This is a genomic window from Rhodococcus sp. SORGH_AS_0303 (assembly GCF_030819335.1).
Classification (GTDB): Bacteria; Actinomycetota; Actinomycetes; order Mycobacteriales; family Mycobacteriaceae; genus Rhodococcoides.
In genome coordinates this window covers 3,315,477-3,328,140 of the sequence record NZ_JAUTBO010000001.1, presented here as the reverse complement: position 1 = coordinate 3,328,140, position 12,664 = coordinate 3,315,477, and the positions used below count along the sequence as shown (strand labels likewise).

The window sequence follows — 12,664 nt, the reverse complement described above, 5'->3', positions numbered from 1 at the left end:
CATTCAACCGGTCGACGCGAGACCGCGCGCCGTTCCCCCGTCCACGGCGACGCAGTGCCCACCCGATCGCTTCGCCCGGTACATCGCGGTGTCGCCCCGATCGACGAGTTCGGTGAGAGTGGCCGACAGGCGCCGGCGATCGTGCAGCAGGGCGGTCGTGCTCGCCATCGCGAGCCCGACACTCGCGGTGACCGCCGGCCCCGGGATCCTCTCCGCCACCGCGTCGCGGACGGCGCGGGCGGCCCGCAACGCCGCGAGTGCGTCGTCGTACAGATCGAAGACGAGGAACTCCTCGCCGCCGTGGCGTGTGACCACGGCGGCGGATCCGGCCGCGCGCACCAGGCTCTGTCCGACGCGCACCAGCACTTCGTCGCCGACGTTGTGCCCGAATTCGTCGTTGATCGCCTTGAACTTGTCGAGGTCGAGCACGATCACGGCGGCCACCGGGTGGGCAGCGGCGGCGCGGGTGGTCGTGGAACGCATGTCGTCGGCGAGAAGCATCAGTCGCGACTCGAGCCCCCGGCGGTTGCTGAGGCCGGTGAGCGGATCGGTCAACGACTTGTCCGCGTCGACGCGGATGAGATGGACACCCAGTTCGATCACGATGGGGACCACCACGCCGACGACACTCAGCATGATCGCCTTGGCGGCGGCGATCGCCAGGTCGTACTCGGGGTCGAGCGCGACCTTGACGGCGAGCACCGCGATGGTGAATGCGCACCACACGACGTGCGCGAGTAACACCCGTGGCCCCAGCAGGAAGGTCGCGTAGGTCCCGAGGAGCACCAGGAGTCCGGCGCCGCTCAAGCCGGCGAGCGAGCTCGAGTCGAGGAAGCAGACCACGGCGATGGCGACATCGGCGTAGGCGAAGAAGACGACCGATTCGCGGAAGGACGGCCAGTGCGCCACGTTCCAGCGCACGGCCCAGCCGATTCCACCCACGATGGTGACGACGACGACGGCTCGATCCGCGAGACCCTGGGCTCCGGACGGCGATCCGAGCGACAGGACAGCGATGGCCGTGACGACGAGGGTGAGGCAGGAGATCAGGCCGCGCATCCATCGCGCGAGGCCGCGCGACTCCACGAAGAGCCGCAACTGCTGCGTGTCACGCTGGGCGGACCAGCATTCCCGGAGCAGGGCGGCGAGCATCATGCATCGGAACGATACCCGTGATAACAGACACTGTCGGTACTAATCACCAGTGTGCGGGTCACAAACGGGGAAATAGCCGAATCAGGGCCGGCGGCGTTCGAGCCGCGCGACGAGCGTCCGGATCGTCCGGTCCTTCTCCAGTACGACATCGGACAGCGGGTTCGCGATCCCGCGCATCGCCGAATAGGCCCGCCACCGTCCCGGAAGCTGGATCCGTGCTGCTCGTCGCTCGATACCGTCCACCGCTCCCGCCGCGAGAGCCTCGGGGGAGATGGGCGTGAGAAGGGGTGCGGGGAAGGCTCGCGCCACCAGAGCGGTCGCGATGTCGTCGGCGCCGAAGGCCACGTCCGCGATGGGGGTCGCGACCCACCCCGGGTACAGGACTCCCGCGGTCGCGCCCGTGTGAGCGAGCTCGGCACGCAGGGCGCGACCGATCTGCTCCACCGCGGCCTTGGTCGCGGCGTACGGAGCGTTCGCCAGGCCGTTGAGATAGGCGTAGGTCGACGACGTGATCAGCACGTGGCCGCGGGCGGCGACGATGTCCGGCAGTGTCGCCCGGATCGTGTTCCACACGCCGTTCAGGTTGACCGAGACGACACGCTCGAAGACCCCGTCGGGAACGGTCGCCACGGTGTACGCGGTGTCGCCGCTCGAGATGCCCGCGTTGGCGTGCACCACGTCGATCCCGCCGAACCGGTCGTGGACAGAGGCGACGGCCGCACGGAGTTCGTCGGGAGACGTCACGTCCACGCGGAGCGCGATCGCCCGGTCGCCCAGGGCACGAGCGACGTCGTCGACGGACGGAGCGACGTCGAGCAGCGCGACCGCGGCGCCGCGGGAGACGAGTTCGCGCGCGACGGCGGATCCGATGCCGCCGCCGGCCCCCGTCACGACGGCCACGCGCCCGTCGAGGCGGAGCCGCGGGGATCTCCGGAACATGCCCGGGGTGCCGGGGGTCATGACGCTGCCACTGTCTCGGTGTCGGTCGACGCGGGCCGCAGGACGTGGTCGTCGTCCCGGAACGAGCCGGCCAGTCTGCGGTAGGTGAAGCTGAAGCCGGGGAACATGGCGATCACGCGTCCGGACGCGGACTTGTACCAGCTCGTGCAGCCACCGTTCTGCCACACCGTGCGTGTCATCTCGTCGTGGATCATCGCGGTATAGCGCTCCTCGGCGGCGCGGGTGACCTCCACCGTGCGCGACGACGTCCGCCGAGCGTGCTCGATGGCCGACATGATGTACCGCATCTGGGCCTCGATGACGAAGATGGCGCTCGTGTGGCCGATCCCGGTGTTCGGCCCGGTGACGATGAACAGGTTCGGGAAGTCGGGGACGGTCGTGCCCAGATAGGCCCTCGGGTAGTCGGACCACACGTCGCGGAGCGCTGTGCCGTCCCGGCCGATGACCGGGTAGGAGATGACGCCGTCGGTGGCGTCGTATCCGGTGGACCACACGATCACGTCGAGGGGGATCTCGCGGCCCGTCGCGGGTGGTGATGCCGGTGGGGGTGACTTCGGCGATGCCGTCGTCACGGTCGTGGAGCGTCGTGTTCGCGGAGCTGATGGCGGGATACAGCGTGTTGGACAGGATGATCCGCTTGCACCCGATCGTGTAGTCCGGTGTCAGCCTGGCCCGGAGATCGGGGTCCGCCACCTGGTCGCGGAGCAGATTCCGTGCGTGACGCTCGGCGAACAGCCAGAGGCCGACCTTCGAGTACTTGAAGCCGATGATCCGGGCCTCGAGCTTCCAGTAGATGGCCGCGCGCAGTGCTCGACGCACGAAGCCCACCCGCAGGGCGCGGCGTTCCCAGGGTCGAAACTTCCGATCGGGTCGGGGCATCACCCAGTGCGGGGACCGCTGGAAGACGTGGAGCTCACCCACCTCGGGCTGAACGGCCGGGATGATCTGCGCCGCGCTCGCACCACTGCCGACGATGGCGACACGCGCGCCGGCGAGGGGGACGTCGTGGTCCCACGCGTTGGTGTGGAACTGGGCGCCCGCGAAACTCTGGCGACCCGGGAAGGGCGGAACGACAGGGGTGCTGAGCGGCCCGGTCGCGTTGACCACGAACTGCGCACGATAGTCACCCGCTGTGGTCGTGACGTGCCAGGAGTCGTCGACCCACTCGATACGCTGCACCTCGGCGCCGAGCACGGTGAGATCGTCGAGACCGTGCTTGTCCACGACGTGGCGGGTGTAGTCCTCGAGCTCGCTCTGCACCGCGAACATCTGCGACCAGTCGTACGGCTCGGACGCGATCGAGTAGAGCGGGCTCTGCACGTCGACGGCCGCTCCGGGATAGGAGTTCTGCCGCCAGGTTCCGCCGGCGAACTCGCGTCGTTCCAGGACGACGATGTCGTCGATGCCGCGACGCAGCAGTTCGATGGCGGCGCACTGCCCACCGAACCCGCTGCCGATGATGACGACCGTGACGCTGCGCATCGCGCTCCCGAGTGGTGGGGCGCCCGTTCACGGACACCGCGGCAAGTGATGACAGCTATCATCACACCACATCTGGTGTACTCCGGGGAACGGATCCACCCACCCATTCACCCGACGAGGGGTTCCATGCCTGACGTGTCGCTGTCCGCACCGCTGACGTTGCCCAACGGACAGGTCCTGCCGAACCGGATCATGAAGTCCGCGCTCAGCGAAGCGCTGGGTACCCGTGACAACGCCCCGGACGAGAGACTGTCGCGTCTCTACCGCCGCTGGGGCGACGGTGGCTACGGGCTCCTCGTCACCGGGAACGTCATGGTCGACCACCGGCATCTGGGCGAGCCCGGCAACGTCGCGGTCGCGGACGGACGCGACCTGGACGCCCTCTCCCGCTGGGCGAAGACGGCGCAGGACGGTGGCAGTCCGATCTGGATGCAGATCAACCACCCCGGCCGTCAGGGCAACCCGGTGACGACGGTCGGCGGCACCCTGGCGCCGTCCGCGGTGGGCCTGGACATCCCCGGGATCCCGGCGCCCCGCGCGGCCAGCGGCGCGGAGATCGAGGACATCCTGTCGCGGTTCGCGACGACGGCCGCGGTGGCCGAGGAGGCGGGGTTCGACGGAGTGCAGATCCACGCCGCCCACGGTTATCTCGTCAGCCAGTTCCTCTCGCCCCTGACGAACCTGCGGACCGACGAGTGGGGCGGCGACATCGAGGGCCGCGCGCGTTTCCTGCTCGAGGTGGTGCGACGAGTACGGGCCGCCGTCTCCTCGGGCTTCGCCGTCGGCATCAAACTCAACTCGGCCGACTTCCAGCGCGGCGGTTTCAGCGAGGACGAGTCCCGTGAGGTGGTCTCGATGATCGGTGATCTGCCGGTCGATCTCATCGAGATCAGCGGCGGTAGCTACGAGTCGCCCGCGATGATGGGCACCGCGGTGTCGGCCAGTACGGCGTCGCGCGAGGCGTACTTCCTCGACTACGCCGTCACGGTGCGCGACCTCGCTCCCCACATCCCGCTCGCCGTGACCGGTGGGTTCCGCACGCGCGACGGAATGTCGGACGCGGTGCGGTCCGGTGCGTGTCAGATGGTGGGACTCGGCCGCCCGACCGCCGTCCTGCCCGGAGCGGCACGGGACGTTCTCGACGGCACCGTCAGCGTACTGCCCAGCCCGTCCATCTCCGTCCCGGTGCCGGCCCGCTTCGCGACCCACCGCTCGGTCCGGTCGCTGGGGGGACTGCTCGATCTGCAGTGGCACACCGATCAGTTGCATCTGATGGGAGCCGGCAAGGATCCGGATCCGGCTCGGCCCGTGGCGAAGACGATGCTGTCGTCGTTGCAGCGCAACGGGATCGACGCTTTCACCGCGGCGCGGCGAGGATCCGGTGGCGGTGCGAGCTCCCCCGTGGGGACAGTGTTCGCGCTCGCACGCCATCGGATCCTCGATCCCGCCGTCCGGCTCGTTCGGTCACGCACCGGACGCTGATCGGCTGTCAGAGCGTCGGGATCAACCCCAGCGCCTCGAGATCACGCACGTACTTCGCGACGAGATCGCGCGACAGGTGCGGGATGTCGTCGATGTCCGCCAGTGCCGACCCCGGTGTCGACGTGTCGCGGACTGCGGCACGGAACACCTCGGCCGGCAGGGGTGACCCGGCGGTCGGCAGGTCCGGCCGCGCGTAGGCGTGCCGCAGCGGCAGCACCGAGGCGGACCGCTGCGCCGACGGCAGGGACTCGAGCGCGTCGGAGAACTCGGCGAACCACGTGTCGTAGTCGGCGATGCGCCGAATCGTTCTGCCGGACTGGATGATCCAGTCGACGACGGTGTCGAGAGAGATGCCGTCGTCGTGCGGATTGAGCACGTCGAAAGTCCGGTGTCCCGACGTCGCGCTGCCACCGAGCTCGGTGATCGCCGCTGCGGTGAAATCGGCGGGGAGTCCGTCGTAGTGTGCGCGCGGCCGCCCTGCATCGTCGACGGGTGCGCCCGTGTCCTGCCGGTAGAACGTCTCCGGGGCGATTCCGGTGGCGATCAGCGACAGCACCGTGCGGGTGAAGATGTCCGGGACGTTGAGCTGACCGGTCCACCGGGGATGCGCCAGGATCATGTCCGAACGGAAGACGGTCACGGGGAGTCCGAAGGCGTCGGAGGCGTTGCGCAGCACCACTTCACCCGCCCACTTGGAGGTGCCGTATCCGTTGGCGTACGACTCGTCGAGGGCGCGGACCGGACTGATCTCGCGGATGTCGCCGTCCTCGGAGAAGGCCTCGACGCCCGCCGCGACGGCCACGGTGGACAGGTAGGTCACCGGCTTGAGGTGATGCGTCAGGGCGAGCCGGGCGATCTCGGCGGTGCCGATCACGTTGGGGCCGAACAACTGCTCGTACGGCAGCGCGTGATTGACGAGCGCCGCGGGATGCACGATGCGGTCGACCCGCTCGGCCAGCGACGCGTACTCCTCGACGCTCACGCCCAGGTTCGCCTCGCCCACGTCGCCGACGACGACCTCGAGCGCGGTGTCGGCCAGCGTCGTCCACCGCGACCACAGGGCCGGGGTCGCCGGTGTCGAACGCGGTGTCGAGACGGGCACGAGCGTCCGCCGCGGTGCGTCCGCGCACGAGGCACACGACGGTGCCGCCGACCGCGGCCTGGCGTTCGAGCCACTCCAGGCACAGGAAGCGCCCGAGGTATCCGTTGGCGCCCGTGAGCAACACGGTCCGGGTGTCGGTGCGCACCGGTCCCACGTCAGCCGCGGACGAGAGGAACTCGTCGCCGAGGACGGCGCTCAGCGTCAGCTGATCGGCACGGGCCTGCGTCGCGTGCGCTCCGTGCACCGAGGCGAAGGTCGCGGCTCCCGTGGCATCCGCGTCGCCGCGTCGCCGCTCGATGTGGGTCGCGATCGCCGCGAGGTCGGACGACGGCGCGATGACGACCGTGACGGGGACGTCCACCTCGAAGATGTCCTGCAGCAGGGTGGCGAACGTCAACGCGGACAACGAGTCACCGCCGAGGTCGGTGAAGTGCGCATCGGGTGAGACCTCCGTGCCGGCGCATCCCAGCAACGCCGCGGCGGCCTCGCCGACGGTCTCCAGGACGGGTGCGTCGGCGCCGCGGCGGCGTAGTTCGCTCATCTTCGCCGTCTGGCCCTCGTCGATCTCGCGGTACCTGTCCTCGAGCGCCTCGCCGTAGCGCGCCGTCAGAGCGGGACGCAGCTGCTTGTTCGCTCCCGAGAGCAGACCGTTCTCCTGCGTGAAGGGCTCCGCGGCCAGGACGATGTCGCGCGGGACCTCGTAGGACTCGAGCTGCTCCTCGCGCGCGAGCGCCTGCAGGGAGTCGAGCACGGTGGCGGTGTCGGCTCCGTCGGCGGGCACGACCACGGCGAGGAGGTAGGACCGCTCGCCGCTGCCGTGCAGATGGATCTGGTCGACGGCGTCGGCGGACGCGTAGATCGACTCCAGGCGCGAGAGGGCGACGAACTCGCCCTGCGCCAGTTTCAGCACGTTCTTGCGGCGATCGACGTACACGAGATGGTCCGGCTCCGTCTCCGCGACCACGTCGCCGGTGCGGTAGAAGCCGTCCGCACTGAACATCTCGGCCGTCACGTCCGGCCGCTTGTAGTAGCCGGGCACGAGGGAATCGGTCTTGAGGAGAAGCTCACCGCGCGGGTAGGGGCGGTCGGTCACCGCGTACCCGAGCTCCGGAACGTCGTCGAGGCGGTACTCGAGCACCGGCGGCCGCTGGACGACGCCGTCGAACAACACCATGCCGGCCTCGGTGGAGCCGTAATTGTTCTGCACCGTCGTGTCCAGGAGTTCGGAGACGAAGTCGATGACCTCGGGGGAGGTCGGCGCGGTACCCACCACTGCGGAGAGGATGCGGCCACCGAGAGTGGTGGATCGCATGTCCTCGAGGACCTCGGCGCGGACGGCGTCCGCGCTCTCGCCGGTGCGGTGCGCCCGGGTCTCGATGCGTCCGAGGGCTGTCTGACGCAGTAGATCACACACGCGGGGAACCAGCATGGCCACGGTCGGCCGGGCGAGTGCGTAGTCGTCGAGAAGCGTGGACAGATCGCTCGAACTCGCGAAGTACACGATGCCGCCGGCTGCCAGGGTCGTGAACACCACCGCGCGCCCGGCGAGATGGCTCATGGGCAGGTAGTCCAGCGTGATCGCACCGGGTCGCCCGGCCTCGTCGGACTCCGCGCTCTGGTCGTACCAGTGGGACGTCGACCACAGGCGCGAGACGATGCGCTGGGTGTGGATGGCGCCCTTCGGGGTCCCGGTACTGCCGGAGGTGTAGATCAACGTGGCGATCCGGTCGGGATCGACGGCCTCGGGGCCGGCGAGCCGGGGGAGAGTGCGACCGCGTGCGATCGCCTCCCGTAGCGTCTCGATCGCGAGCACCGTGCCCGGTGCGGATCGTCGAGCCTCGGCGAGGCGGTCCTCGTCGTCGTCCACACGATCGTCGTGGTCGAGGACGACGATGCGGCGGATGCTCGGGCACGCGGCGGCCACAGCCGTGGCGGTGGACAACTGTTCGCTGTCGACGACGAGTGCGACAGGCTCGACCTCGGCGGCGATGTCGGCGAGGCGTCCGGGAGCCGCGCCGGACTGGAGGGGAACGGCAACGGCACCGGTCCGGACCGTCGCCAGTTCGGCGACGACGTAGTCGGCACCGGCGAATCCCAGGGTCGCGACGAAGGTGTCCGGAGTGGCGACGTCGCCGAGTGCGGTCGCGAGATCGAGGGCATCGGACCACAGCGATCCATAGGTGATGGTGTCCATGCGCTGCTGGAGCCGACGCACCCGGCGACCGTCGTCCGCGGGCTCGACGTCGTACGCCCGGCGACCCAGCGCGGGCCGGTCTGCGTAGCGGTCCATGACCACCTCGACCATGGCGTGCAGATCGGGCGTCAGGTCCGCCACCTGTGCCGACACCGCGGGATCGGCGGCCGCGGCGCGCACCTCGGCGTCGGTGTCGAACAGGTGTGCCGCGCGGGCGGCGACAGCGTCGGTCCGTGTGTCTCCTGATGTGATGGTGCTGGTCATGCTGTGTTTCCCCCTCTGATCGACGTCGCGCGGTCCCCGTCGCGCGATATATCGTTACTCGAAGTAAGAGTAAGCCCTCGCGGACCTCCGGAAACGTGATGTGCGACATAGCGTGCCCGAGATGTCCGGTGCGCCAGAAACTTCCGGGTCTGCGGTGCCGCGATCGATCGAGCGCAGGCACGGTGCGGGATACTGGGGAAGTGCCGGAGAAGATGCCGACGTCCAGGGTGGCCCGGGGCGCCGAGGTGGGTCGCCTCGTCGCGGGTCGCACGGCGCGCAACGCCACCATGCGAGTACGCATGGCGGGTCGCACCGAGGAACTGCGTGCCGCCCTCACGGCGAAGGAGGCGGTCCGCTCGGCCGAGCGGCTGGTGACCGTCCTGGGCGGTCTCCGCGGAGCGGCGATGAAGCTGGGCCAGATGCTGTCGATGCTGGACCTGTCGTTCGTCCCCGACGAGCACCGCGACGAGTTCCACCGCAAGCTCGCCGAGTTGCAGAGCCGCGCGCCCACCGTCTCGTTCGACGACGTGCGCACTGTGATCGAGGCGGATCTGGGCGAGTCGATCGAGTCGCTCTACGCCGAGTTCGACGAGAGCCCGTTCGCCGCCGCGTCGATCGGTCAGGTGCATCGTGCCCGCTTGCACGACGGCCGGGAGGTGGCCGTCAAGGTGAAGTACCCCGGTATCGACGACGCGGTGCGGGCCGACCTGAAGAATCTGTCGTTCTACGTCAAGCTGTTGCCGGCGTCGATCCCGATGCTGTCCTCCCGTGCCGTCGTCGACGAGTTGCGCCGAAACCTCGAGGCGGAACTCGACTACCCGGCGGAGGAGCGGACGCAGCGCCGCGTCGCGGCACTGTATCGGGAGCACCCGCACTTCTTCGTCCCGGACACCGTGCCGGAGCGGTGCGGCGCGGCGGTCCTGACGACCGAGTTCGTCGACGCGGTGCCGTTCGACGAGATCCGTGCGATGTCGGCGGAGGTGCGAGACCGGGTGGGTGAGACGGTGTTCCGCTTCTACATCGGGTCTCTGCACACGCTCGGCGAGTTCTGCGGTGACCCCCATCCGGGCAATGTCCTGCTGGCTCGGGACGGGCGCGTCACCTTCGTCGACTTCGGTCTGTACCTGCGGATGAGTCCGGCGGACGTCCGTTTCGAGAGAGAGTGCCTGCGAGCGGCGATCGAGGGGCGCGGAGACGATCTGCTCATCGCCATGTCCGCGCGGGGGATTCTCGACCCCGGCGCCGCCGTGACGGCGAGCGATTGTCTCGACTACGTCTGCGCAGCAGCGGAACTCAGTCTGAACGACGGGTCGGTCACCGTGACGCCAGAGATGGCGGGGGCGTGTTTCGTCCTCGCCGTCGACCCGCGATCGGGCAGTTTCGGCACCATGACCAAGCAGTGGTTGCCGCCCGAGCACGTCTTCTCCCGTCGCGCGGACTTCCTGACGTTCGGCATCCTCGGGCAACTTCGTGCCACCGCGAACTGGGGGCGGATCGCGCGCGAGTGGTTGTACGACGAACCGCCGAGCACCGCCATGGGTGTGGACATCGCCGCATGGCAGCCACCGCCCGCGTGAGGGAACGCATCCTCGCGGCGGCGGTGCGACGCCTCGAGCTCGGTGGTTTCGACGGCGTGACCATCAGTTCCGTGGCCGACGAGGCCGGTGTCTCCCGCCCGACGGTGTACGCGCACTTCGGTACCCGCGACGCCCTGGTGTCGGACGCGTTGCAGGACGTGAGTTCGCGTGTCATCGGGTCCGTCGTGTCCGCGGTCGGCGAGCGGGAGTCGGTGTCCGAGTTCGTCGTCGAGGCCATGGTCGCCGCGCGTGCGGCGTTCCGGTCGTCGCCGGCGTTGGCGCCGCTGGTGCATCCCGGCCGTGGAACGGTGATCTACGACGGATCCGCCTTCGGGATCGACGCGCTGAGCCTGACGCGGTCCTTCCTCACGCCTCTGGTGGGAGCGCCCGCCGAGGCCGGCGGCGACCTCGACGAAGTCGCCGACCTCTGCATCCGCATGTTCCTGTCCGTGGTGCAGTTCGACAGCGAGGCGACCCGCTCCGACGACGCGCTCCGGGGCTATCTGCGCCGTCGCCTCGTGCCGGTCCTCGACCTGCCCGGCGCGTGACCCACCCGGCCGAGACCCTCCCGGACTTGACAATCTTTACGGGTATGTCAAAGGTGTAAACCCTCCGGGGGGGGCAAGCAGATCCGGACTGCCCAGCAGTGCGCTCACGAGGCGTGGGGCTCACATCATCCGCATCTCGCGCATCGGGGACTCATGCCATCGTTCGACCGTCGATCCTTCCTGTCCGCATCCGCCGCCTCGGCCGTGGCCGCCACGCTCGCGGGAGTGCTTCGACCTGCTCTCGTGAACGCCGTTCCGGCGGGGACCGACGGGTTCCGGGCCGGTTCCACCCGACTTCCCGCCGGGAATCCCGCTGTTCCGGCAGCGATACCAGAACTGGTCGAAGGAGATCGTGGTCGACGCGGTGTGGACGTGTTCGCCGCGATCCGCCGACGACGTGGTGACGCTCGCGAACTGGGCTCACGCCTCCGGTCACCGGCTGCGGCCGCGCGGCGCGATGCACGGGTGGACCCCGTTCACCATCGAGAACGGCGAGAACCTGGACCGGGTCGTGCTCGTGGACACCATGACCGCGCTGACCGGTGTCACCGTGGACACCGCGTCGTCCACCGTCACCGCCGGTGCCGGCGCGACTCTGTCCGACGTCCTCCAGGCGCTGGAGGACCACGGTCTCGGATGGTCGAGTGTGCCCGCGCCGGGGGTTCTGTCCATCGCGGGCGCTCTGGCTGTCGGGGCGCACGGCGCCGTGGTACGCGCAGTGGGAGAACAGGTTCCGATCGGTTCGTCGTCGGGATCCTTGAGCAATCTGATGACCTCGATGACGGTGGTCGCGTGGAACGGTACCGGGTACGCACTGCGGACCGTCGCCCGGTCGGAGGCCGACGCGCCGGATCTCGCGGTCCATCTCGGCCGAGCGTTCGTCACCGAGGTGACGATGCAGGCGCATCCGGCGACTCCTCTGCGATGCGAGAGCATCACCGACATCGGCTGGGCGGAGTTGTTCGGAGCGCCGGGGGCACCGGGGCGTACGTACGTCGATTTCCTGGACCGGTCCGGCCGCGCGGAGGCGATCTGGTACCCGTTCACCGACACTCCGTGGCTCAAGGTGTGGACGCCGACTCCCGTGCGACCGCCGTCCTCCCACGAGGTCGACGGACCGTACAACTACACGTTCTCCGACACCCTCCCGGAAGCGGTGTCCGACGCGATCGGTGCTGTCGTGTCCGGGCGGACGGAACTGACGCCCGCGTTGGGTCAGGTGTTCCTCGCGACGACGGTGGCGGGGCTCGCGGCCACGGGGTCGTCGGACATCTGGGGAGCGCCGAAGAACACGCAGTTCTACATCCGTCCGAGCACACTGCTCCTGACGGAGGGCGGCGGTGCGGTGATCACGGCTCGCGCGAACGTGGCTGCGGTCCTGCACGACTTCACCCGCTGGTTCCGAGAGCGCACCGAGCACTACGCGTCCCTGGGGCAGTTCCCGATCAACGGCCCAGTCGAGATCCGGTGCTGTGGTCTCGACCAGGGCTCGGACGTCCTCGTCGACTCGGCCGGCCCTCCGACGATCTCGGCCATGCGTCCGGTACCCGATCGTCCCGAGTGGGACACGGCAGTGTGGCTCAACGTGCTGGGCATTCCGGGAACGCCCGGGATGTTCGCGTTCTATCGCGAGATGGAGCAGTGGATGCGAGAACGTTTCGACGGTGCCGATGCGGTGTTCCGGCCGGAGTGGTCCAAGGGGTGGGCGTTCGACGAGGACCGCCCCTACCGAGACGTGCAGGCGCTCACGGCCACCATCCCCGACTCGTTCCGCGACGGGTACTCGGGCGAGCGGGACTGGGACTCCGTCGTCGGCACCGTCGACCGACTGGACCCGCACCGCGTGTTCGGCAATGCCTTCCTCGACCGATTCGTCCGGTGAAGCGGTGATGCGGGCCAC

The 12,664-nt window shown here is 69.3% G+C and carries 5 protein-coding genes and 2 pseudogenes; 4 read left to right on the top strand and 3 right to left on the bottom strand.

What is annotated here, in order from left to right; translation table 11 throughout:
• Positions 1–3: 3 nt before the first annotated feature.
• Positions 4–1,155: a diguanylate cyclase gene (locus QE449_RS15595; RefSeq protein ID WP_307109105.1), complete on the bottom strand. Its 1,152-nt coding sequence runs from the start codon at positions 1,153–1,155 to the stop codon at positions 4–6.
• A gap of 81 nt (positions 1,156–1,236) precedes the next feature.
• Positions 1,237–3,597 carry an SDR family NAD(P)-dependent oxidoreductase gene (locus tag QE449_RS15590; protein ID WP_307109104.1) on the bottom strand — a complete coding sequence of 787 codons (2,361 nt, stop codon included), beginning with the start codon at positions 3,595–3,597 and terminating at the stop codon, positions 1,237–1,239.
• 126 nt (positions 3,598–3,723) lie between these two features.
• Here QE449_RS15590 and QE449_RS15585 point away from each other — a divergent pair, with 126 nt between their 5' ends.
• On the top strand, positions 3,724–5,079 hold the full coding sequence (locus tag QE449_RS15585; protein WP_307109103.1) for an NADH:flavin oxidoreductase/NADH oxidase family protein: 1,356 nt from the start codon (positions 3,724–3,726) through the stop codon (positions 5,077–5,079).
• A gap of 7 nt (positions 5,080–5,086) precedes the next feature.
• On the opposite strand, the pseudogene car reads toward QE449_RS15585, so the two are convergent.
• Positions 5,087–8,639 (bottom strand): annotated as a pseudogene (gene car / locus QE449_RS15580) (carboxylic acid reductase).
• Between the two features lie 200 nt (positions 8,640–8,839).
• Between car and QE449_RS15575 the strand changes: the two are divergent.
• From QE449_RS15575 to QE449_RS15565, 3 genes and pseudogenes are all read left to right on the top strand, one after another.
• Positions 8,840–10,216: an AarF/ABC1/UbiB kinase family protein gene (locus QE449_RS15575; protein WP_222627512.1), complete on the top strand. Its 1,377-nt coding sequence runs from the start codon at positions 8,840–8,842 to the stop codon at positions 10,214–10,216.
• Positions 10,195–10,764 (top strand): TetR/AcrR family transcriptional regulator, encoded by a 570-nt coding sequence (locus QE449_RS15570; protein WP_056447269.1) that lies wholly within the window; start codon positions 10,195–10,197, stop codon positions 10,762–10,764. The genes QE449_RS15575 and QE449_RS15570 overlap by 22 nt, the downstream gene beginning before the upstream one ends.
• Positions 10,765–10,917: 153 nt before the next feature.
• Positions 10,918–12,646: pseudogene (locus QE449_RS15565) on the top strand (cholesterol oxidase substrate-binding domain-containing protein).
• The last annotated feature ends 18 nt before the right edge of the window (positions 12,647–12,664 follow it).

Bases quoted from the DNA above. Each gene is read 5' to 3' on its own strand.
- QE449_RS15585 (WP_307109103.1), top strand. From the start codon at position 3,724: ATGCCTGACGTGTCGCTGTCCGCACCGCTGACGTTGCCCAACGGACAG.
- QE449_RS15570 (WP_056447269.1), top strand. From the start codon at position 10,195: ATGGCAGCCACCGCCCGCGTGAGGGAACGCATCCTCGCGGCGGCGGTG.
- QE449_RS15595 (WP_307109105.1), bottom strand. From the start codon at position 1,155: ATGATGCTCGCCGCCCTGCTCCGGGAATGCTGGTCCGCCCAGCGTGAC.
- QE449_RS15590 (WP_307109104.1), bottom strand. From the start codon at position 3,597: ATGCGCAGCGTCACGGTCGTCATCATCGGCAGCGGGTTCGGTGGGCAG.